This window comes from Paraburkholderia sp. FW306-02-B, assembly GCF_058782725.1.
Window position 1 is genome coordinate 1,484,611 of record NZ_JBYSXZ010000002.1, and the last position, 21,460, is coordinate 1,506,070.

At 66.0% G+C, this 21,460-nt stretch carries 18 protein-coding genes; 10 read left to right on the plus strand and 8 right to left on the minus strand.

What is annotated here, in order from left to right; translation table 11 throughout:
- Positions 1 to 2: 2 nt before the first annotated feature.
- From sctR to sctU, 5 genes are read right to left on the minus strand one after another with little or no spacing between them, the layout of a single operon-like run.
- Positions 3 to 650, minus strand: coding sequence for a type III secretion system export apparatus subunit SctR (gene sctR, locus AC3WOG_RS27825; RefSeq protein WP_054036883.1), 648 nt, complete (start codon positions 648 to 650; stop codon positions 3 to 5).
- Positions 634 to 1,713 (minus strand): type III secretion system cytoplasmic ring protein SctQ, encoded by a 1,080-nt coding sequence (sctQ, locus tag AC3WOG_RS27830; protein ID WP_492581055.1) that lies wholly within the window; start codon positions 1,711 to 1,713, stop codon positions 634 to 636. The genes sctR and sctQ overlap by 17 nt, the downstream gene beginning before the upstream one ends.
- A 13-nt stretch (positions 1,714 to 1,726) precedes the next feature.
- On the minus strand, positions 1,727 to 2,533 hold the full coding sequence (gene sctP / locus AC3WOG_RS27835) for a type III secretion system protein SctP (RefSeq protein WP_492581056.1): 807 nt from the start codon (positions 2,531 to 2,533) through the stop codon (positions 1,727 to 1,729).
- A gap of 14 nt (positions 2,534 to 2,547) precedes the next feature.
- A complete protein-coding gene (locus AC3WOG_RS27840) occupies positions 2,548 to 4,473 on the minus strand; it encodes an FHIPEP family type III secretion protein (protein WP_492581057.1) in 1,926 nt (641 codons plus the stop codon).
- 18 nt (positions 4,474 to 4,491) lie between these two features.
- Positions 4,492 to 5,559, minus strand: a complete 1,068-nt coding sequence (sctU, locus tag AC3WOG_RS27845) for a type III secretion system export apparatus subunit SctU (protein WP_492581058.1) — start codon at positions 5,557 to 5,559, stop codon at positions 4,492 to 4,494.
- Positions 5,560 to 5,868: 309 nt separating this feature from the next.
- On the opposite strand from sctU, the gene AC3WOG_RS27850 reads away from it, so the two are divergent.
- From AC3WOG_RS27850 to sctC, 10 genes are all read left to right on the plus strand, one after another.
- Entirely contained in the window at positions 5,869 to 6,336 is a 468-nt protein-coding gene (locus AC3WOG_RS27850; protein ID WP_054036870.1) for an HrpB1 family type III secretion system apparatus protein, read from the plus strand.
- A gap of 27 nt (positions 6,337 to 6,363) precedes the next feature.
- Complete coding sequence (locus AC3WOG_RS27855) at positions 6,364 to 6,795, plus strand: hypothetical protein (protein WP_492581059.1); 432 nt, start codon at positions 6,364 to 6,366, stop codon at positions 6,793 to 6,795.
- Positions 6,796 to 6,823: 28 nt separating this feature from the next.
- Positions 6,824 to 7,594 (plus strand): type III secretion system inner membrane ring lipoprotein SctJ, encoded by a 771-nt coding sequence (sctJ, locus tag AC3WOG_RS27860; RefSeq protein ID WP_492581060.1) that lies wholly within the window; start codon positions 6,824 to 6,826, stop codon positions 7,592 to 7,594.
- The gene (locus AC3WOG_RS27865) at positions 7,591 to 8,298 is read left to right on the plus strand and encodes a type III secretion protein HrpB4 (RefSeq protein ID WP_492581061.1); all 708 of its coding nucleotides are present in this window, start codon (positions 7,591 to 7,593) and stop codon (positions 8,296 to 8,298) included. The genes sctJ and AC3WOG_RS27865 overlap by 4 nt, the downstream gene beginning before the upstream one ends.
- A complete protein-coding gene (gene sctL, locus AC3WOG_RS27870) occupies positions 8,283 to 9,110 on the plus strand; it encodes a type III secretion system stator protein SctL (protein ID WP_492581062.1) in 828 nt (275 codons plus the stop codon). The genes AC3WOG_RS27865 and sctL overlap by 16 nt, the downstream gene beginning before the upstream one ends.
- Positions 9,107 to 10,429, plus strand: a complete 1,323-nt coding sequence (gene sctN, locus AC3WOG_RS27875; RefSeq protein WP_492581063.1) for a type III secretion system ATPase SctN — start codon at positions 9,107 to 9,109, stop codon at positions 10,427 to 10,429. Before sctL ends, sctN begins: the two co-directional genes overlap by 4 nt.
- 8 nt (positions 10,430 to 10,437) lie before the next feature.
- On the plus strand, positions 10,438 to 10,917 hold the full coding sequence (locus AC3WOG_RS27880; RefSeq protein ID WP_492581064.1) for a hypothetical protein: 480 nt from the start codon (positions 10,438 to 10,440) through the stop codon (positions 10,915 to 10,917).
- A 3-nt stretch (positions 10,918 to 10,920) separates the two neighbouring features.
- Positions 10,921 to 11,751 (plus strand): type III secretion system export apparatus subunit SctT, encoded by an 831-nt coding sequence (gene sctT / locus AC3WOG_RS27885; protein ID WP_054036854.1) that lies wholly within the window; start codon positions 10,921 to 10,923, stop codon positions 11,749 to 11,751.
- A gap of 151 nt (positions 11,752 to 11,902) precedes the next feature.
- Positions 11,903 to 13,351 carry a helix-turn-helix transcriptional regulator gene (locus AC3WOG_RS27890; protein ID WP_492581065.1) on the plus strand — a complete coding sequence of 483 codons (1,449 nt, stop codon included), beginning with the start codon at positions 11,903 to 11,905 and terminating at the stop codon, positions 13,349 to 13,351.
- 11 nt (positions 13,352 to 13,362) lie between these two features.
- Entirely contained in the window at positions 13,363 to 15,450 is a 2,088-nt protein-coding gene (gene sctC / locus AC3WOG_RS27895) for a type III secretion system outer membrane ring subunit SctC (RefSeq protein ID WP_492581066.1), read from the plus strand.
- 349 nt (positions 15,451 to 15,799) lie between these two features.
- Here the strand turns inward: sctC and AC3WOG_RS27900 are convergent, their stop codons facing one another.
- From AC3WOG_RS27900 to AC3WOG_RS27910, 3 genes are all read right to left on the minus strand, one after another.
- Positions 15,800 to 16,843: a hypothetical protein gene (locus AC3WOG_RS27900; RefSeq protein ID WP_492581067.1), complete on the minus strand. Its 1,044-nt coding sequence runs from the start codon at positions 16,841 to 16,843 to the stop codon at positions 15,800 to 15,802.
- A 91-nt stretch (positions 16,844 to 16,934) separates the two neighbouring features.
- Positions 16,935 to 17,687, minus strand: coding sequence for a hypothetical protein (locus AC3WOG_RS27905; protein ID WP_492581068.1), 753 nt, complete (start codon positions 17,685 to 17,687; stop codon positions 16,935 to 16,937).
- Between the two features lie 295 nt (positions 17,688 to 17,982).
- On the minus strand, positions 17,983 to 21,222 hold the full coding sequence (locus tag AC3WOG_RS27910) for a hypothetical protein (RefSeq protein WP_492581069.1): 3,240 nt from the start codon (positions 21,220 to 21,222) through the stop codon (positions 17,983 to 17,985).
- Positions 21,223 to 21,460: the final 238 nt, after the last annotated feature.

Here is a 21,460-nt window from a genome sequence, read left to right on the forward strand (position 1 = left end):
CGTTACCTGTAGGTGGAGATGAGACCGTGGATCAGCGTCGACCAGCCGTCCATCGAAACGAACAGCAGCAGCTTGAACGGAATGGCCACATTGGTCGGATTGACCTGCGACAGCCCGAGTGCCATCAGCACGTTGGCGATGACGAGGTCGATCACAATGAAGGCGAGGTACAGCAGGAAGCCCATCTTGAAGGCCGCGGTCAGCTCGCTCAGCGTGAAGGCGGGCGCGAGCACGATGAGATCGTCCTGCTTGAGTTCGGCGGCGCGCTCGGGCGGCCAGATTTCGCGGGCCGAGCGCAGAAAGAAGGCCTTCTCGCGCTCCGAAGCATGACGTTTCAGAAACACGCGAAACGGTTCGCGCGCGGCGTCGAGAAGCGGCATCACCTGCATGCCCGAGCCTGCATCGCTGGATAGCTGCGCGCGGTGCATGGCTTCCATGCCGACCGGGGCCATGATGAAGCACGACACCATGATGGCGACGCCGTTGAGTACCGAGGTGGGCGGCACCTGCTGCAAGCCTAGCGCGTTGCGCAGCAGTCCGAGCACGACCACGATCTTCGTGTAGGACGTGACCACCATCGCGGCGAATGGCAGGACGGCCAGAGCGAGCGCCGCGACGAGCAGCGAGGCGATTTCAGGTGTGCCGTTCATCGGAGTTCGCAATGTGCTGGATGAGGAGGCCGAGGTTGTCCCCGACCGCGACGAGTTCGCCGAGCGCGAGCGTCTGCCCGTGCGCGACGAGACGGATTTCCGCATCGGCGAGCTTGAGCGGCAGCGTCAGAATGTAGCCGGGCCGCAGCGCGGCGATTTGCCCGAGCGGCAGATTGACGGTTACCACCTCGATATGCACGGGAAGTTCGACCTCGTTCAGATCGACGGTGCGCTCCGCGGCGGCGGTCTCGCCGGTGGACCCGGCAGCACTCTCAAGGGAAAGATCGGGATCGTGGTTCATCGTTTCAGGGAACGTCTCAAGGATCATGTGGTGGCCGTCGATGCGGGCCTGCGCGCAGGCGGCGCGGCCATCCGCTGCGCCCCATAGCACGGTCGCGTGTTCGAGCGGTGCGCTTTGTGCATAGCCGCTTGCGCGCGGCCATCCGAGCAGGACGTCGCCCGCGCGCAGCGAGGCCAGCAGCGCCGTCGTGCAACGACGGCTGCGCAAGCGGATGCGGGTTGGCACGGCGATGGCGGCAAGCGCGTCGGGCAGCGCGACCGAAGCCGCGCGTGTGCCGGTCATGCGGCGCTCCAGCGCGGCTGCGAGAGGCGCGGGGGCTTCCAGCAGCACCGCCGTGTGGGCGGGGTTCTCCGCCAGTCCGTATTCAAAGTGGAGCGCGCCGGCGGCGTTCTGGCTATCGGGCTGGTCGGCATCGAGCGAAATGTCCAGCACCGAGGGCTGCGCGACGCCGTGACCGGCAAGCGTGTCGAGCGGCGCCGCGAGCCACAGATTGCCGAGCGCCGCGCGACGGTCCGGGTCCGGCTCCAGGGCAATCGCCTCGAGCGCGGCGTGACGGCTCACATCGACGCGCACGCACAGCTCGCCATGCGCGCTGCCGATACGCAGGCGCGCCGTGCGATGAGAGGACAAGGATTGTGCCGCTGCCGGTTTCACGCCGAGCCCGCCGCGCGCATCGAACAGCGCGCGCGACACGCCGGCGAGCGCCGGTGTATAGCAGCGCAACCGATCGCCGATGCTGGTGCAGCCATGAGGCATTGACATGATCTCGAACCCTTCAGATAACTGTAACTTCCACTGCGACGCGACCGCCGAGACGTGCTTCGAGGCGGGTCCTGAGCTCGTTGCTGTTGTCACAGATTAGCTGCCGCGCCCGCGCGTCCCGGCTATCGAAACGAAGAGATAAACCCCAGCCCGAAAGACTCAAACGCAGCTCGGTGCGCGGCAGAATGGCCGGGTCAAGTTCGACGGCGACGTCCCACTGGCCCGCACGTTCGACGGCGGGGTTGGTGCAAAATCCGGCCACGCGTTCCGCGAGATGCTCGGCCAGAAGATCGCCCTCCGCCGCCCTCGCACAGCGGCGGATCATCTGCATGCCGAATGACGGTTCCGCAACGGCGTGCTGCGCGTCTTGCGTGGCTTCATGCACAGATTTGCCTGGCGCGCCGCGCACGCCAGCCTTGCGCGCCGGACCTTTTGCGTGTGCCGCGGAAGTGCACGCGCGGCGATTCTCGCGAAGGGCAAGCAACGCGCCGTTCAGCGCAAGCGAGGGCGGCAGCGGAGGCACGGCGGGCAGCAGGGGCAAAGGCGCATCCGTGGCGCTGATGCCCTCGGCCGGCTCCTGATCTTGGGCGTCGCCGCCGCCTCCCTGTGCATCGTCGTCAGGCGCGGGTTCGCCGGGCGATTCCTGCTCCTGCTTTTCATCGCGCCAGGCCTCGCCGGCCTGCTGCCGCGCGGTCTCGTATAAGGTCTCGAAGCGTTGCGCGCCGGCGCCGCTCTCGCCGGTTTTGCCGCTCGTGCCCGAGGTGTGCGGCGCAGTCGGCGGCGTGATGCTGACTTCGCGCGTGGAGCGGATGCGTGTCATCGCGTGGCCTCCGCTCAGAAGGCGACGCGGCCGACAGGCTGAAGATCGACTCCATCGCCCAGTTCCTGGAACGAATAGACTTGTAGCCACTTCATCCGCTGCTCGATCATGCGGCGGAAATAACGGCGAATGTCCATCGACGTGACGATCGCGAGGTTGGGCTGCGGCTCTGTGCCGACCAGTTCCTCGAGCGCATCGAGCAACTGGTCGATCTGTTGCGGTTCGAGCGTGAGGAAGTTGCCGGCGGGCGTCTGCTTGATCGATTGACGGATGGTCTGCTCGACCTCCACGTCCAGCACGATCGCCGGCAACTGCCCAGTGCCACCCGTCGCCCGATGCCCGATGAAGCGGCCGAGATCGCCACGCACGTATTCGGTGAGCAGCAGCAGGTCTTTTTCCTTGGCGCCCCAGTTCACCAGGCTTTCGAGAATCGCCCGCAAGTTGCGGATCGGCACGTGTTCTTCGAGCAGCCGCTTGAGTACTTCGGCGATGCGCAGCACCGGCACCACCTTCTGCACCTCGGCGACTAGCCCTGGATACTCGGTGCCGACGCGTTCGAGAATCCACTGCGTTTCCTGCAAGCCGAGAAACAGATGTGCGTGTTCGCGCACCGCGTCGCCCGCCGCATCGGCAAGCGCCTGTTCGCGGCCGCTGCGTGCGGGCGCGAGTTCGACCGGCTGCTGCGGCACGTCGTGCAGCATTAGCTGATAGGAGGCGTCCGGCACAGCGTCCGCCGTCCATACGGCGGTGCGCGGGAACGGCAGGCCCAGTTCGTTGACGAGCGCGCGGCGCGCCGCATCGAATGCGCGATTCAGTTCCGCCGTGTCGAGCTTCGCCGCGAGTTGTGGCGCGAGGCGCACCGAGAGCGGCGCGGCGAACGAAGGCGGATGCGCGCCGATGGTCGGCGGGTGTCCCTTGTGGCCGTCGGTGCGTAGCGAGGGGAGCTCCGGGCCGGCGTGCGGCGCTTTGTCCTTCAACTGCTTGCGCAGCACGTGGCCGGCGCCGAACAGTGCGACCGCGAGCACGACGAACAGCGCGGAGGGAAAGCCCGGCACCAATGCGAAGCCGCCCAGCAGCGCGGCGGCGCTATACAGCGCTCGCGAACTGGTGGAAAGCTGGCGCACGATCTCGGTGCCGAGCGAACTCGGCTTGCTGTGCTCGTCGGCGACGCGGGTGATGAGAATGCCCGCCGCCACCGAAATCAGCAGCGAGGGAATCTGCGAGACCATCGCGTCGCCGATCGACAGCACGGAGAAGCGGTTGGCCGCTTCGCCCGCTGTCATGCCGTGGTAGCTCACGCCGATCACGATGCCCGCGAGAATGTTGACGAGCGTGATGACGAGGCCCGCGATCGCGTCGCCCTTGACGAACTTCATCGCGCCATCCATGCCGCCGTGCAACTGGCTTTCAATCGCCAGCATGCCGCGGCGCTTTTGCGCATCTTCGGCGGTCATGTTGCCGGCGCGCACGTCGGCGTCGATGCTCATCTGCTTGCCCGGCATCGCGTCGAGCGTAAAGCGCGCGCCGACTTCGGCCACTCGCTCCGAACCCTTCGCAATCACGATGAATTGCACCGTCGCGATGATCAGGAACACCACCAGGCCGACCACGAGATTGCCGCCCACCACCAGCTCGCCGAAGCTTTCGATGATGTGCCCGGCCTCCGCATGCAGCAGGATCGACTTGGTCGACGCGATGTTCAGCGACAGCCGGAACAGCGTAGTGAACAGCAGCAGCGACGGAAACGAATACAGCGCCGTCGCGTACGGTATGTACATCGTCACCATCAGCAGCACGACGCTGATCGTGATGTTGAGCCCGAGCAGCGCGTCGATCAGAAACGGCGGTAGCGGCAGGATCATCAGCGAGATCACGGCGACGATCAGCGATGCGATCGCCACCTCGCCGCCGAACTCATTGAGGCGGAGCGTCTTCAACATGGTCTTCTCCATCGGATGTCAGGGGGTTGCCTTGGTGCCGCCGCGCCGTCCGCCGATGCCTTCCACCCAGGCGAGCACCGCGGCGACCGCGTCGAACAGCGGCTCGGGAACCGCGTCGTCGAGCGCCACGCGGTAAAGCGCCCGCGCCAGCGGCGGATTGCGCGCGATTGGTATGCCGTGGCGGGTCGCTGCCTCGCGGATCACGCGTGCCTCGGCGTCCACGCCCTTGGCGATCACGCGCGGCAAGCCGGATTCGCAGGGGTCATAGCGCAGCGCGACTGCGTAGTGGGTTGGGTTGACCACGACCACATTTGCGTTCTTGATCGGCTGCTGCCGATCGGAGGAAGCGGCCTCGCGTGCAATCTTGCGGCGCTCGTTCTTGATGTGCGGATCGCCTTCTGAATTCTTGTGCTCGCGTTTGACTTCGTCCTTGCTCATGCGGTGATCGCGAATGAACAGCCAATGCTGCACGCCATAGTCCGCGGCACCGATCACGAGATAAAGCGCGCCCGAGATGCCGAGCACCCGGCACAGCGTGCCCCAGGCAATGCTGTCGATACTCCCGATCGGCTCGTACACCACGCCGACCAATAGCGGCACGAGCAGCACGAGCGTTTTCCACAACACCGCCGTGATCACGACCGCCTTGATGACAGTCTTGGTGAGATCGATCAGCGAGCGCACCGAGAAAATGCGCTTCAGGCCGGACGCGGGATTGATCGCGTCGAACTTCGGTTCGAGCGGCTTGAGCGAAATCTGCAATCCGACTTGCGCCGCGATCGCGGCGATGCCGACGAGAGCCGCGCCGAGCGCAATCGGAAAGATCAGCATCAACGCGTGCAGGCCGGCTTCGACGAGCAGGTCGTGCAGCGGCGCATCGGGCGTCTGCAAGTGTGCCACGTCGAGGCCGCTGCGCAATACGAGGCGCAGTTGCTCCGCCATGCGCGGCCCGCCGACGCCGAAGCCGACCGCAGCGGCGAGCAGGATCGCCGCGAACGGGAGGTCCGTGCTCTTCACGGTCTCGCCGTCGCGGCGCGCGTCGCGCAGCTTTTTGTCGGTGGGCTGTTCGGTCTTCTCGTCGGACATCGCGAAGCCTTCGTGCTGTGGATTGCGGTGAATTGCAGTGGATTGCGGCGGATTGTCATGGGCATGCGCCACCCTGGCCCGCGTGCGCGGCGAAGCGATGGGTCCGGCGCCGAACCGGGCGCCAGCGGGTCGATGCGCGTCCCGCCGGCGAAGCAGGCTTTTCGTTCGGCGCGCTCGCAGTTCGTCGTTACTCGCGTTCGCGGGAGCTGCCTCGCGTTACGGTTCGCACACCGCCGGCCACAGCGTTGTCATCCGCCATCTCGGCAGACGCGCAGACATACGGCGTTTTGATCACCAAAGGAGTGCTCCATGTCCCTGACGAAATGCAGTAACCGGCTCGTGTCGGCATTGATCGAGGCGCTGATGTTCGGCGCGAAACATGGCCATATCGAGCAGTCGGAGCGGCTGCTCGCCGCGCTCCACGTGCTGCGTCCCAACTTCGTCGAACTGCATGCCTACGACGCGTGGATGATGATTCGCCGGCGCGACTTCGCCGAGGCCGTGCGCCTCTTGCGCCCGCTCGAGCAGCAGGCGCTGCGCGGCTCGTTCGGTCCTTACGTGGCGGCGCTGCTCGCGGTGTCGCTGTGCGGGCTCGACGATCCGGCGTGGCGCGTCTACGCCAACGAGGTTGCGAGCCGCAATGAAGACCCCGATTCCGTCGAGCTCGTGATGACGCTGATGGGCAAGCAGAGCGCAGCCGCGGCGCCGGCCGCCGAGGTGCAGATCGACCGCGGCGAGCTCCAGAAACTGATGCAGCATCGCCATCTGCGCGCCTAGTGCGCGCCTAGTGCAAGGAGCATCGCGATGAACGTAACAATCCCACCCATCCCGCCGCTCGACGCCGCGTCCGCAGTGCGGCCCGACGAAGCCGTCGGCCGTGCCGGAACCGGCGGCGCGTCGGGCCCCGGCGCGCTGCCCGAGCCTGCCTCGAGCCTCGTCGACCTGTTTCGCAGCAAGCTCGACGCCGCGCGTCTCGCACCGCCGAGCGCCTCGCACACGCATGGCCCGTCAGCGTTGTCCGAAGTCGTAGCGCAGCAAGACCAGGCGGTCGCGAATTTGCGCGGCGAAGTGGACCGCTTTGCCGGCGAGGTGCCGACGATGACCATGCAGGAAGTGGCGGCACAGTCGATCAGGATGCAGCTCCAGGTGTCCGAAATGGTCGGCAAGATGTACGTCGGCGAGGCGGTCGCGCAGGGCACCAAGGGCTCCGTACAGACGCTGATGAAGAACCAGTAGTTGGCGTACGAACGACAGGACGGACTAAATGGCTTCCTATTTGAAACTGGCGCGCACGGTCGTGCTGCTGTGCTGCGTGACGGCGTTGATGACCGGCTGCAGCAAGCAGCTGTTCGCGCAACTGTCGGAGAGCGACGCGAACGACATGCTGGCCGTGCTGCTCGACGCGCGAGTGGACGTCTCCAAGCACAGCGACGACGGCGGCAAGACCTGGAGCGTGGCGGTCGAAAGCGACCAGTTCGCCCGCGCGATGGACGTGCTGCGCGCGCATGGCTTGCCTCATCAGCGCTTCCAGAATCTGGGAGACATGTTCAAGAAGGACGGACTGATCTCCACGCCGACGGAGGAGCGCGTGCGCTTTATCTACGGCGTGTCGCAGCAACTCTCCGAGGTGCTGTCGCGAATCGACGGGGTGGCGTATGCGAACGTTCAGATCGTGCTGCCGAATAACGATCCCCTCGCCGCGACGGTCAAGCCGTCGTCGGCCGCGGTGTTCATCAAATACCTGCCGGGCACCGATGTGTCGACACTCACGCCGAATCTGAAGAACCTGGTCGTGCATGCGGTCGAAGGGCTGACCTACGACAACGTCAGCGTGACGATGGTGCCGGGCACGGCGGCGCCGGAGCCGCCGCCGCCGGTTGCGCCAAGTGTGCCGCAGGAGTGGTTGTGGGCCGGTGGAATCGCCGGGGCCGCCGCGCTCGCCGCCGCGCTCGCGTATCTCGCGCGCCGGTTCGGCGCGACGCTGAAGGGCGTGGGTACACGCTTGCGTGGGCGCGCTGGCGTGGCGGCGACATGAGCGTGGGTCACGCGCAGGCATCGGCGGCGGCAATGGAGAGCGGCGCCGACGTGCCGGACCCACAGCGCCAGCTCCGGTGGCTGAATTCGTACGAAGCGCGCATTGCCGACGCGGCGGCCCGGTTCAGCGAGCGGCAATGCCGGCGTTGGGGCGTGCCGGTCACCGGCCGCGCGCGCGACGCCTGGTATGCGGCGCGCGACCTATGGCTCGGCACGCCGATGCCGGTCAGCGCGTATGCGTCGCGCGCGAACCGGCTTGCGTTGCTCGACGCCGCGTCGCTGCGTCCGGTGCTGGCTGCGCGCGCGATCTATCCGTCACGCGGAACGCTGCGCCGGATCGTGTCGGGCGCGCGGCGGCGCGCGCTCGCCGATGCGCTTGGGGACCATGCGCTGGCCGCGCTCATGCAGTTTGGCGTGAACGCATCGACGGCCAATGCGCCGCTTCCCGCCGATCTGTCCGTCGATGCGCTGGTGTGCGCCGGACGCGCGCTGTTCGAACGCGCGGAGGCCTGGCCGCTTGCGTCGGCGCGCAGACTGATCGGCTTGACGCTGGACGATGACGCCGGGGAGACCGATCCCGCCGCTCGTGTTCGTCCACCCGAAGCGGCGACGTCCGATGCCGTGCCCGAAGCAGAGGACGAATCCGAAGCGTTTCTGTACGCAGCCTGCATGTTGTTTCCGGAGCTGACATGGTTATTTGGCTAAGAGCCCAGCTGGGCGGCATCGGCATCGGCATCGAGAGCGATGTCTTGCGAGCAGCGGAACTGGCGCAGTTGATTGAACTGGATCGCGCCTCCGGCCACTTCGAACGGCGTGCCGAAGAACTGCTCGCGAGCGCGCGGCGAGAGGCCGAAACGATACAGCGCACGGCCGATGAAGAGGCCCAACGCACGCTGTGTGCCGCCCAGACGAAATACGACAACGCCGCGCGCCTGGGTTACGAGGCCGGACGCCGTCGCGCGATTCGGGAAGCGCATGAAGCGATGCTGCACGGCGCGGCGTCCGAGCGCGACCTGCTGGTGGCGTTGCGCGAGCGGATTGCCGACATCGTCATGCGCACCGTCACGCGGGTGCTTGGCGAAGCCGATCGCGACGCGTTGTTTGCGCAGATCGCGGTGGGGCTGTCGCGCAGCCTCGAGGGCACATCCTTTCTCACCGTACGCGTCGCCGAATGCGACGTCGATGAAGCGGCGCGCGCGTTTCGGCGCGTGTGCGACGAGCATCGCTGGCCGGTGAATCCCGAGGTGGTGAGCGATGCCGAGGCGGAGCCTGGCAGTTGCGTGTGCGAATGGGACCACGGCCTGATCGAAGCCGGACTGCCGATGCAGTTGCGCGCGATCGCGAGCGCCATTCGCCGTGTGACGCGCACCGACACGGAGCAGCAGACTGCCGCCGCCGTGAACATCGCCGCCGTGAACATCGCCGCCGACGAACTGCTCGACGATGCTCCGCCGCTTGACGGTCAGCATTTCGATGCCCCGCAGTTCGACAACCAGGCCACCGGAGCGCCGCAATGAACGAAGTCACCGTTTTCATCGACGCGCTGACCCAGGAGCTCGCCGTGTCCGACGGGACGACGCGTCACGGCAAAGTGGTCGAGGCCGTCGGCACGTTGCTGAAGGTTGGCGGGCTCGACGCCACACTGGGCGAGCAATGCGAGCTGCGCGACGCGCGCGGCGTGCTGCTGCAACGCGCGGAAGTGGTCGGTTTCACGCGTCAGTTCGCGCTACTCGCGCCCTTCGGCAGCGTCGCCGGCTTGTCGCGCACCACGCGCGTTACCGGGCTCGGGCGTCCGTTGTCAGTGCCGGTCGGCGAGATGCTGCTCGGACGCGTGCTGGATGGCCTGGGCGAACCGATCGACGGCCTTGGGCCGTTGCACTGCGCCGCGCCGCGCCCCGTGATGGCCGCCGCGCCTGACCCGCTGAAGCGACGCATGGTCGACACGCCTCTGCATACCGGCGTGCGGGTCATCGACGGGCTCATGACGGTGGGCGAGGGCCAGCGCGTCGGCATCTTCGCGCCGGCGGGTGTCGGCAAGAGCACGTTGCTCGGCATGCTTGCGCGCGGCGCGGCGTGCGACGTCAACGTGATCGTGCTGATCGGCGAGCGCGGCCGCGAGGTGCGCGAGTTCATCGAACTGATTCTGGGGGAGGCGGGCATGGCCCGCAGCGTGGTGGTGTGCGCGACGTCCGACCGCTCGTCGATCGAGCGCGCCAAGGCGGCCTATGTGGGCACCGCGATCGCCGAGTACTTCCGCGATTGCGGCTTGCGCGTGCTACTGATGATGGACTCGCTGACGCGCTTCGCCCGCGCCCAGCGGGAGATCGGTCTGTCGGCGGGCGAGCCGCCGACGCGCCGCGGTTTTCCGCCATCGATTTTCGCCGAACTGCCGCGGCTGCTGGAGCGCGCCGGCATGGGCGAGGAAGGCTCGATTACCGCTTTCTACACCGTGCTCGCCGAGGACGAGGAGGGCAACGATCCGATCAGCGAGGAAGTGCGCGGCATTCTCGACGGACACCTCGTGCTGTCGCGTGCGATCGCGGCGCGCAACCGCTATCCGGCCATCGACGTATTGCACAGCCTGAGCCGCGTGATGACGCTGGTCGCAAGCCCCGAGCATTGCAGCGGCGCTGGGCACGTGCGCAAGCTGCTCGCCCGTTACGATGAGGTCGAACTGCTGCTGCAGATGGGCGAATATCAGCAGGGCGCCGATCCGCTCTCCGACGAAGCGATTTCCCAGCATGAGGCCATCGAATCGTTCCTCGGCCAGAGCACCGAGGAACTGACCGAAGGCGAGGACAGCCACGCGTTCGTCTCCGGGTTCGCACAGTCATGAGGGCGATCGTGATTCGCAAGTGGCGCACCATCGTCGCCGCCAAGGTCCGGCGCTGCGAGCGCATCGAGGCCGATCTTGCACGGGAACGCGAGGCGCTCGCCGAGCGCGAGGCGCAGTTCGACGACGCCGCGCACGCACATGTCGAGGCGCAGCAAAAGCGCGCGGAGCACGAAGCGCGCATCGTCGCCTTGCTCGACGGCGACGCGCGCGTCGCGACGTCCGACTATCTGTGTCACGACGCGTGGCGCGCGCCGCTGAAGGAAGCGCTGGAAGCCGCGCGCGCGGCGGAGCAAAAGCGCCGCACGGCGCTGGATCGTCAGCGGCAGAAGGTGGCCGAGGTGCAGGCGGCGCTCGCACGCGCGCAAGCCGCGGTGGACGAATGTCGTCGCAAGCTCGATACCTTGCTGCGGGCCGCCGCCGCGGCCGTCGAGCTCGCCGCCGACGAGGAAGCCGCGGAAAACCTGCTGGCGCGCCGTTACGCGAGGTAGCCGATGACACATGATTTTCACGCGTGGGCCGAGGCCCTGCTCGGCTTCTTCGAGGCGTATCACAACTTCATCGTCATGCTGATGCTCACGGGAATTCGCATCATGGTGACGTTCATCCTGCTGCCCGCCACCAGCGACACCGTGTTACCCGGCACCGCGCGCAACGGCGTGGTGTACGTGCTGACGATGTTCGTCGCGGCGGGCCAGGTTCCGCAGGCGTTCGATTCGCTCAACAGCGCGGCGCTGCTGGTGCTGGCCTGCAAGGAAGCGTTTCTCGGTTTCGCGTTCGGCTATTGCGCCGCGCCGGTGTTCTGGATCGCGCAGTCCCTCGGCACCTTGATCGACGACCTCGCGGGTTTCAACAACGTGCAGATGACCAACCCGCTGCGGGGCGATCAGAGCACACCGGTCTCGACGCTGCTGCTGCAACTCGTCGTGACGCTCTTCTATATCGGCGGCGGCATGCTGTTCGTGCTGGGCGCGCTCTTCGAGTCGTTCAAATGGTGGCCGCCGTATGTGCTGTATCCGTCGCTCTCCAATACGGCGGAGACGTTTCTGATCCAGCGCACCGATACCATATGGACCGCGCTCGCCAAGCTCGGCACGCCGGTGATGCTGGTGCTGATACTGGTCGATCTCGGCCTCGGCATTGTCGCGCGCGCGGCTGACAAGCTCGAACCCAGCTCGCTCAGTCAACCGCTGCGCGGCGTGATCGGCGTGCTGATGCTGATCGCGCTCGTCGCGGTGTTCGCTTCACAGGTTGTCGGCGACGTGCAGCTCGGCGGTCTGTCGGCGGCATTGGCGAACGGCATGCTGTCGAAGCCGGCGCACTGAACATTGTTGTGAAGTCCCCTGCGGATTGTTGAGTTTTGTTGAGCACGATGTCTCTACCATGGTTTCCGTGCCCGGCGAATTGTCGGGACCACAGGTTCTCAGGGCGGATCGAATGGTCCGCCACATCGGTCACTCCTGAGGTGGAACCATTATGTTTTCGACAATCTATTTCGCGCTGTCGTCGGGACTCGCGCAGAAGAACCGTTTGCCGGCGTATGCGGCCGCCATGCTCGACGGCGCATCGGAACGCGGCTATTGCCTCGTCGACGATGTGCTCGAACGCCCGTCGCACAAGCTGGATGACGCGGACGTCGCGCGTCTCGTCGCGGTAGCCGATGCATCGCTTCTGCTCGGCTACGAGCAGGATGCCGAAGAGATGTACCGGCGCGCTCAGAAAACGATCGTTGGCGACGATGACCGCCTGCGCATCATGTCGTGCCGCAACACCGGCTGGCAATTGATGATGCGTGACCGCTACGCGGCCACCGCCAAGTGCTTTGCGCGGATCGTCCAGGACGAGGCGGCGAGTCCCGCGGAAGTACTCGAAGCATTGATCGCCTCGGCCATGGTGCAACATCAGGTGGGACGTCAACGCGATGCGGACGACGCGCTCCTGCAGGCCGCCGAACTGGCCGACATGCATGAGGAACCCGGCTGGCGGCTCGTGATCGCGCTGCTCGCCCGCGAATTCGACGTCCAGTTGCGCATTCGCACGGCGACTACGCTGAGCGACCACGCGTTCTGGAGCTCGGCGCACGTGACGCGCGCGCAGAGTGCGAGCGACCGCGCCGACGTGACGCGCAAGCTCACCGAGACAACGGTCCTGATGTCGCCGATGCCGGCGCTTCTCGCGCAGCGCCACGAGTATCTGGAACAGCTCGCGGCGCTGGCGCGCGGCGAGCGTATTGCCGCCGCGCCGCTCGTCGACGCGGTCAGCCGGCCGCAGCATTTTCGCGGCGCCGGCCAGGCGTTCCTCGCGAAGCTGGACATCGTGCTCGCCGGACTCGCTGGCGGACTCGACGATGTCGCCGATTCGGTGCTTGCCAAGATCAGTCGCGCCGAAGCGGATATCGGCACGCGTCGCTGCAATTTCGACTACCTGTATTGCGTATCCAAGATCGCGGTATGGCGCGGCAACCCAACCGAGGCGCTCAAGCTGTACGCCAGCTATGCGTCCGAAGCGTTGCGCTGCCTGCGCAGCGAGACGCCTGGCCTCGGCGCGATTCAATCGCCGGCGAGCCGCGCGCTGCCCGCGGACGACGTTTCGGCGCGCCTGCCCGCGAAGTATCGCCGCGCATATCGCTACATCATCGAGAATCTCGATCGCGCCGATTTGAATACCCGCGAAATCGCCTCGCAGATCGACGTCACCGAGCGCGCGCTTCAAATAGCCTTCAAGCGTTCGATCGGAATGTCGCCGGGCGGGCTGATCCGCAAGCTGCGGCTCGAAGGCATTCGTAACGACCTGTTGAACGACGAGCGCATGCAAGGCTCGATCTTCGATACGGCAAGCCGCTGGGGCGTGAAGAGCCGTTCCGCGCTCGCGAAGGGTTATCGCCGCGAGTTCAAGGAATCGCCGTCAGAGACGATGCATCGTTAAGCGGAGCCGCCATGAAAGCTATCGTTCCCGTCCGCCGCGTTGCGGCTGTCCGTGTGCGCACGCTGTGCGCGGCACTCGTCGCAGCCGGCGCGCTGGCGTCGCCGTTGCCGGCTCATGCAGAACGTGTCGCGTGGCAGGGCACGCGCTTCGAATACGTCGCCGATCATAAAGACCTCAAGGACGTGCTGCGCGACTTCGGCGCGAGCCAGCACGTGATGACGTGGATCTCGCCGCATGTCGAAGGCACCGTGTCCGGTCGCTTCAACGCGGCGCCGCAGCGTTTTCTCGATCAGATGGCGGAGTCGTTCGGCGTGCTGTGGTACTACGACGGCTCCGTGCTGCGCATCTACGGCGCCAACGAAGCCCGCAGCGCGACGCTAGGTCTGTCCAACGCCGGCACCGAAGACTTGCGGCGCGCGCTCGGACGCCTGGAGATCGACGATCCGCGTTTCCCGGTGCGCTACGACAGCGTGTCCGGCACGGCGGTGGTATCCGGACCGCCGCGCTTCGTCGAACTGGTGACCGACGTGGCGCATCTGATCGATCACAAATCCGTGTCCGGCGCGAAGGTCGTCGTGCAACGCTTTCCGCTGCATTACGCATGGGCGACCGATCGAACCATCACCATCAACGGCCGCGGCGTGACCGTGCGAGGCGTCGCGTCATTGCTGCGCACACTGTACGGCCAGGGTGTTCCCGGCGGCGGCGACGCCGGCGGCGATGCACCGCCGGCACGGCGCGATGCATACCGGGTGCCGAGCGTGCGCGAGATGCAGGACGACGGCATGACGACGGGCGCGACCCGAACGCAAGGCGGCTCGCACCCGCCGCCGTTGCCGACGCTGCCCGGCCTCGGTGGGAGCCAGTCGTATGCGGGCTCGGGCGATAGCGCGGTGGCTCCGCCCGTCGGGAATATCGCGGACGCCGGCGTGGGGCTTGGCTCCGAGCGCGATGGCACGGGCTCGGCGTCGTCCACGGCGGGCCGCGCCAGAGAGAGTGCCGCCGCGAGCGGTGCGCCGACCATCGAGGCGGATTCGCGCAGCAATTCGATTCTGGTGCGCGACCGCGCCGAGAACATGGCCGCGTTCGGCACGCTCATCGAATCGCTCGACACGCAGCCGGGCATTCTCGAAATCGACGCGAGCATCATCGAGATCACGGATAACGCGTTGCAGGAGCTGGGTGTCGATTGGCGCCTGCATTCCGGTCACGTCGATTTCGAAACCGGCAACGGCCAGCAATCGCAGACGGGCAACCCCGGTTCGCTCAATCCGCAGGGATTCGGCAACCCGCTCGACGCGGCCACCGCCGGCGTGCTGGCGACGCCGGCGGGCGGTGTGCTGACCGCGGTGATCGGCGGCGCAGGACGCTATCTGCTGACGCGCATCAGCGCGATGCAGCAGACCGACCAGGCGCGCATCACGGCGAGTCCGAAGGTCGAGACGCTCGACAATGTCGAGGCGCTCATGGACAACAAGCAGACGTTTTATGTGCAGGTGTCGGGTTATCAGTCGGCGGATCTGTATAGCGTGTCAGCCGGGGTGTCGCTGCGCGTGCTGCCCTCGATCGTGAGCGCAGGCAATGGCGAACAGATCCGCATGGACGTGCATATCGAGGACGGCAGGCTGACCGATCAGCAAGTCGGACAGTTGCCGGTGGTCAGCAACAGCACGATCGACACGCAGGCGCTCATCAAGGAAGGCGACAGTCTGCTGATCGCGGGCTATTCGGTGGATCAGGACGATCACACTGAAACGGCGGTGCCGCTGCTTTCGAAGATACCGGTGATCGGCAACCTGTTCCGCTATCGCAAGCATCAGGGGCAGCGGTTCCAGCGGCTGTTTCTGCTGACGCCGCGCGTGTTGTCGGCGGCTGCAGGTGGGAGTCCGGGCGGGGCGCCGGGTGGTGGCGATGCGGTGCCTGGCGGTAACGGAGATGGTGCGGGCTTTGTACCGCCGCCGCCCTCGGGCGCGATGAATCTTCCGCGGCAGCAGGGTGCGACCCGTGTCGCGCAACTCGTCGGTTTGCCGCCGCCGCAAACGGGCGGCGCGGGCGGCATTGGCGGCAACGTCAGCACGGTTTCGGGCGACAAGCCTTGAGACGGTGCGTTTGGCGTCTGTAATCGTGTACGTCAGCGCAGTCTTTTTTTTGCGGAAAAGACCGCGCACGCCAAAACGATCGTCGCCACTGACCGCTTTCGTTCCGAACAGATCGTGCAAAAATCACGATCCGGAGCGGACCAACGGCAGCCCCGACAAGAGCCGCTACCGAAGCCTGGGGAGCACCACATAACCAGTAGTAATACCGCCAGTCGCGCATGGTGCCGCCAAACGTGTCTTTCGGTTACCCCAAATGAATACAGCCCGCACACCGTGCGGGCTGTATTCCGATTACTGCGGCAAGGTTACCGCTAGAGCAAGAAAACCGGAGTCTGAAGCCTCGCTGTCCTCAGGCAACGCGCCGCTGGTTGTCCGCAAGATAGCTGAGCAGCAGCGTATCGAGTACGCCCGGAGGCGGTCCCGCCTGCTGGGTCTTTTCATCCTTTTCCTTGTCCTTGGAGTTGTCCTGTTTCTCCTTGGAGTCGGATCTGGTTTCGGTTTTCCCGTCCTGCTTGTGCCCTTCGGCGCTGCCGTTCTTCGGTGTTTCACCTTCCGCTGAACGGGTTTCATGCGAGCCTTCCACGCCGCGATGCCCGCCGCGCCGGCCGGAGCCGCCAGAGGCGGAGGCCATCGCCATGAGCGCCACCGCGTCGCCGCCCGTCGTGGTTGCGGTCTCGGCACTGCCGCCACCCAGCAGCTTGTCGCCCACTTTCTGCGCGCTCTGGCCGACTTCCATCTCGCTGACCGACTTGATGACCTTCCCGACGCCGCCGTGCATCGCGGCTGCGATCGTGTTGTCGAGCTTCTCGCTGCCGATATGCGCCGCGGCGAGCGTCGAGGCTGCGACGGTCGTCCCCAGGCCCTCGGGCGTGAGGTCGGCGGCGACTTCGAGCGCATCCTCCCCGACCTGTGCCAGGTCGTTCATCATGCCCTTGAAATTGCCGTGCGCGAGATCCTTCAACGCGTTGACGGAACCGGATACGACGCCCTCGACGGATGACACGAGGTCCTGGGCAGCGGCGTCCACGCCCTCGTTGACGTCTTTCTTGACCGTCTCGACTCCCTTTTCGACGCTATTCAACACCTTGTCGAAACCCTTGCCGAGATGCAATCCCTGCAAACCTTCGAGCGTGGCTTCCGCGCTTGCGGTGGCCGCGTCCGTCGCAGCCTTGCCGACGTCATCGGCCGTCTTCAGCAGGTCTTGCATGGCAAGCTTCATATTGCCCTGCATGAGCGCCTCGGTCATTGCCAGTGCGTCCTGCAGCACCTTCTTGAGATCCTTTTCCAGCACATGGGCCACATGCTCGACGCCGTGCGCGACCGATTTCGCGGCCTTCTCGATGTCGTGGCCAATATGCTGGAACGCATGCTTGATTTTCGAAAATATACTCATGGTGTGCTCCTCAATGCGCGCGGCCCACGCAAGGCGGGGCCGATCGGATGACCTGCCAGAGGGGCCGCGCGACGATGTGGGTGGAATTGCCTCAATTCGTCGACGTTTTCTCGTTCATCGCCTTGTTGAGCATCGGCAGCAATTGCGAAAGCAGCTTGAGCAGTTCGTTGGTGAGCGTGCTCGGATCGGCCGTGGCGTTCGTGCCGTTGTTCGACCCGTCCGTGCCGTCTGTGCCGTTCGTGCTGGTGTCGCTCGGGTCGCTCGTGCTGTTCGGATCGGTGTCGCCGTTGCTCGAACCGTCGGTTTGCGACGACCCCTGGAGCTGTTGCAGCAGTTGGATCACTTCGGAAAGCAGATCCTGAATCTGCGAGGTCTGATCGCCACCCTTGTTCGCACCGCCGCCGCCGGCCTGGCCGCCGCCTTGCGCGCCCTGGATCTGTTGCAGCAGCTTGAGAATATCGTCGATCATGCTCGCAGTCTGCTTGTCGAGCCCCTGGCCGCTTTGCGACGACTGCTGCAACATTTGCAGGATCTGCTGCAACAGCGACATGATCTGGCTTTGCACGTCGGTCGAGTCGTTGCTCGGATCGACGTTGTTGTCGGTCGACGGACCTTGCGTCGAGTTCGGACCTTGCGTCGAGTTATCGCCGCCACCGCCGCCGGCAGACGGGTTGCCGCCTTGCGAGCTGCCGTTCACCTTCTGTTCGATGATCGCGAGGATCATTTCGAGCAGCTTCTCGATATCGTTGTTGCCGAGCTTGCCGCCGCCTTGCAGGTCCGATTCCAGTTGCTGCAGATCGGCCTGGATGGCGCTGCTGCCGGAGTCATTGGTAATCTTGCTCATGAATAGCCTCTTACAGTAAACGATGAGAGAAGCGCAGCGGCTTTGAACACGCTGCGCATTTGAAATCCGATTGGCCGCGCGACGGTCGCAGCATGGCGATCGTCCCGTAACAAAGCGTAAGAGACTGGCTTGATTGCGTTGTTTCGTAAAACGAAACATCAGGCGTGGCGGCGAATCGGCGGGGAAGGGGGGCGGGGGAGAGAGCAGACGGTGCAGGAAGACGATGCGGCGCCGCGCGAAACGCGCGGCGCCGCCCTTACCGGCGAACCGGAAAAAACCGGCAAACGACTAACGATCAGGAACGATCGGGCTCCGGCGGCGTGACCGGCCGCTCCGCGCGCAGCACGCTCAGCTGACGCGGATGGGACACCTCGGTGACGCGCTGCAGCGTTGCAAGGAAGCTCGGTCCAAGCGTGCGCGACGCGCCGTTTGTTTCCAGCGAGTACAGGAAGCGGTTATCCCAACTGTGGTCCGCCTCGAGCAGGGTGGCGATCTGCGCATTGCGCTCGTTGATCTGCGCGAGGTCGCCCTTGCCTGGCTTCGCGCCAGGTGGTACCACCGCGTCGCGCAGCTCGCGCAGAATGTTGATCTTGCTCGCCGCTTCAGGCTTCAGCCAGACACGTTCCGCAAAGAGCTGGTTGCCGCGTAGCGCGTCCTGATCCACTCGCGCGAGATAGTCGTCGATCGGCTCGGGTTGCGCGGCGCCCGCGGGCTGCTTGTTGTAAGTGTCGTCCCACGATGCGCGGCGGCTGTCGACGTAACGCTTGAACTTCTTCAAGCTCGTGAAGGTGGTGTCGCGATAGCTGAGCGATGCGTCGATGTGGCCGTCTTCCTCGGCGATGCGCCATGTGGAACCCGTCTCCGATTGAAGCACCGTGGTTCCGAAGCCGACAATCGAGACATTGGGCAGCACGACCGATTTCACGTGGCCCGTCTCGTCGGCGAAATTGCCTTGCGGCGCGAGGCCGGCGACGAGCGTAGCCGATGCACCCGCCATGCGCGCGCTACTGCCGCCCGCGAACTCGGCTTTCAACGGACCGGTTTCCTGACGGCGCGTGCGCGTGAACCAGGTCTTCGTGCCGCCCGCCTGCAGCGACGGGCCGATCTTGTATCCATCGTGTTCGTAGCGGACACCGGTCGACGCGTTGACCGTCGTCGAAAGCGATTGCGCCTTGGAGTCGAGCCAGTTCACCGACACGTCCGGATCCTTGTAGAACGAGTGAGCAATGGCGTCCCACATCGACCCCGCGTCGTGTGGCAGACCGCGGTTCGGCCCGGTTGCGGTTGCCGCCTCGATCACGCCGAGCATCTTCGCTCGCCACGGGTCGGGCTCGCCCGCGGGCTGCTGCCCGGCCGGCAGCGTGCCGGTCGGCTGAAGCCGCGCGCGCACCATCACGCCCTTCGGCTGCGACGCGTCGAAAACGGCCGGCAAGACTTGCGCCGAGCCGATCGCCTGGAAGCTCTTGTGGAACAGATTGACGCCGCCTGCCGCGCTCGCGCCCGCATGCGACGCCCAGCGTCGATCGCTGCCAATGAACAGTTGCCCGTGATTCGCCGAGGAACCGCCGTTGATCATCGCGTGGCGGCCGTGGATTAACTTGATATCGGGTCCGGCGAGCACGAACGGCAGCTTGCTCGCGCCCGGCAAGTTGAGCAGTTCGGCCACGCCGGTGTTGATGCCGAACTGTCCGCCGTCTGACAGGCGCACGTCGTAGGTCATGCGCGGTTCGGTGATGACACGCCTGAAGTTTTCAAGCACGGTCTGCGGCGTGGAGCGGTCGGGCGTTGCCTCGCCGTTGCGCTCGAGCGTCGTCAGGTTTTTCAGCGCGGCTTTGAATTGCGCAGCTTGCGACGCGGCGGGCGCGGTCTGCGTTTCTACTGCCGTGATTTCATCGGTTTCGTCCAGCTGTTCGGATGCCTGTTGCGTCGTCGGCTGAGGCGTTGCGTCGCGCGGCTCACTGGCTTCGAGGCGGTCGATCCAGCTTTCCAGTGTCGCGGTCGTGAGCCGCGAGCCGATGCGCGATTTCAGCGCGGCATATTCCGGACTGAGCTTGACTTCCGTTTCGCTGACGCCGGTCAGTGCCGCGGCGCGTGCGGCGATCGCATGCCGCATGTGCTTCGGCACGCTGGTCTTGTCACGCCAGCCCTTGTGTGCCACGCGCTGATACCACGCTTCGAGCGTCGCGGCTTGCACGGCGTCGGCAATGCGCGAATCGGGCGGCCCGTCGCCATGCTTTTGCGCGCGCTCCGCGAGCGCGCCGCCCAGTTGCCAGATCACATCCGCCTTGAGCAAATCGTCCTCGGGGTGGCGCAGGCTCGCGCCGCCGGTGCCAAGCGCAAGCGCGGACATCGGCGACTTGTTGAAGCCGAACATGCGCCGCAGGTTCGCGAGCGTGCCCGGTTGGCTGGCACGCCGTGCGTAGCGCGACAGCTTGAAGAGTCGGTTCTGCGCATGCGCGAGCAGCGTACCGGGCCCTTCATGCGTGAAGCCGCAGCGCCACGTGAAATACGCGGACTTCAGGTGCCGCTCGGGTTCAGTCGTCGGATCATCGGCAAGCTGCACCGCGGCCAGCAGTGCCTTGGCCGGCACGCTGACATCGCCGCTCATGAGCTGCGACGGCGGCACGTTCGTGATGCCGGTCGGACGTTGATGTTCGGGGAGCGCGGCCAACGCGAGGCCGACGACTTCATCCATGCTCTGCGGCGGCGGGTGGCCTTCGGGCAGCGCGGCAATCAACGTGTTGGCCGCGCGCAACGCGAGCTTCGTGGCGTCTTCGCGCATGGCGTGCTTGACCGGGTCCGCGTCGGCGGCGACGTCACCGCTCAACGTACGCAGCGTGCCGTAACCCAGCGACGATACCGCGAGCCGGTGCGCCAGTTCGAACGCGCCGCCCTTCACTTCGAGCAGCGGACCCGTGCCGCGCAAGTCCTGAAGCGCTCTGCTTGCGCGGCCGACATCGGCGCCGAACGCCTGGTTCATGCGGCGCAGCACGAGTTCCTGACGGGCCGCTGCCTTCAACTGGGTGTCCATGTCGCTGCCTTCGGGTGCGCCGAGACAGGTTTCCAGTTCGCTCGCGAGATCCGTCGCGGGTTTCTGCGGACCGAGCCCCGACGGATTGAAGAGCCGCGCCGCGACCGACGTCGCACCGCCTTCGCTGACGACCCGCTCGGCGGGCGCGGTCTTATCGGTTCCCGCGAGCGTCAGTGCGACGTTGTGCTTGTGCCTCGCGACGGCCGCGGGCGGCGTCGCATTTTTATCGGGCTTGTGACGCTGATCTTCTGTCACGCCGATCTTCGCGCGTGCGGTCGTGGGACGCGCGGTCGTGACGGAGCCCAACAGCGAGTTCGAGACCGTCACCGGCCGCGGCGCGAGCGTGCGCTTCAGGTTCGACCAGAAACCGTCGCGGCGGCGGCTTGCCGTGGGCCGCGTCGTTTGCGGCCCCGTTGCAGCAGAAGACGACGTGCCGGCGGTGACGTCGCCAGTCGCCACGGGCTCGTGCGTGTGGCCCGAACTGGATACTTTAGGAGGAGTCATGGGCGTTGAGATGAAGTGGACCATTGGAAGCGGGCCGCTGCGGCTTGCGCGGAGCCCAAGTGGCGCGCGAGAGCGGGCGTGCCGGGGTATCGACAGGGTAGCCGCGAGAGGCGACGCCCCGGCTGCCGTTGCAGCGAAACACGGTGCGCGCCGGCGAACTCACCGGACCATCGCGGGGAAGATCGAAAGTTTCGTTCCGGTCGATAAGGTTTCGCCGGTTGGCCGCTCATGTCATGCG

Excerpts from the sequence above, each read along its gene's own strand:
- sctN (WP_492581063.1), top strand. The coding sequence starts at position 9,107 with ATGAACGAAGTCACCGTTTTCATCGACGCGCTGACCCAGGAGCTCGCC.
- AC3WOG_RS27890 (WP_492581065.1), top strand. The coding sequence starts at position 11,903 with ATGTTTTCGACAATCTATTTCGCGCTGTCGTCGGGACTCGCGCAGAAG.
- sctR (WP_054036883.1), bottom strand. The coding sequence starts at position 650 with ATGAACGGCACACCTGAAATCGCCTCGCTGCTCGTCGCGGCGCTCGCT.
- AC3WOG_RS27840 (WP_492581057.1), bottom strand. The coding sequence starts at position 4,473 with ATGTTGAAGACGCTCCGCCTCAATGAGTTCGGCGGCGAGGTGGCGATC.
- sctC (WP_492581066.1), top strand. The coding sequence starts at position 13,363 with ATGAAAGCTATCGTTCCCGTCCGCCGCGTTGCGGCTGTCCGTGTGCGC.
- AC3WOG_RS27905 (WP_492581068.1), bottom strand. The coding sequence starts at position 17,687 with ATGAGCAAGATTACCAATGACTCCGGCAGCAGCGCCATCCAGGCCGAT.
- AC3WOG_RS27850 (WP_054036870.1), top strand. The coding sequence starts at position 5,869 with ATGTCCCTGACGAAATGCAGTAACCGGCTCGTGTCGGCATTGATCGAG.
- sctT (WP_054036854.1), top strand. The coding sequence starts at position 10,921 with ATGACACATGATTTTCACGCGTGGGCCGAGGCCCTGCTCGGCTTCTTC.
- sctL (WP_492581062.1), top strand. The coding sequence starts at position 8,283 with ATGGTTATTTGGCTAAGAGCCCAGCTGGGCGGCATCGGCATCGGCATC.
- sctJ (WP_492581060.1), top strand. The coding sequence starts at position 6,824 with ATGGCTTCCTATTTGAAACTGGCGCGCACGGTCGTGCTGCTGTGCTGC.
- AC3WOG_RS27910 (WP_492581069.1), bottom strand. The coding sequence starts at position 21,222 with ATGACTCCTCCTAAAGTATCCAGTTCGGGCCACACGCACGAGCCCGTG.
- sctU (WP_492581058.1), bottom strand. The coding sequence starts at position 5,559 with ATGTCCGACGAGAAGACCGAACAGCCCACCGACAAAAAGCTGCGCGAC.
- AC3WOG_RS27900 (WP_492581067.1), bottom strand. The coding sequence starts at position 16,843 with ATGAGTATATTTTCGAAAATCAAGCATGCGTTCCAGCATATTGGCCAC.
- sctQ (WP_492581055.1), bottom strand. The coding sequence starts at position 1,713 with ATGTCAATGCCTCATGGCTGCACCAGCATCGGCGATCGGTTGCGCTGC.
- AC3WOG_RS27855 (WP_492581059.1), top strand. The coding sequence starts at position 6,364 with ATGAACGTAACAATCCCACCCATCCCGCCGCTCGACGCCGCGTCCGCA.
- sctP (WP_492581056.1), bottom strand. The coding sequence starts at position 2,533 with ATGACACGCATCCGCTCCACGCGCGAAGTCAGCATCACGCCGCCGACT.
- AC3WOG_RS27865 (WP_492581061.1), top strand. The coding sequence starts at position 7,591 with ATGAGCGTGGGTCACGCGCAGGCATCGGCGGCGGCAATGGAGAGCGGC.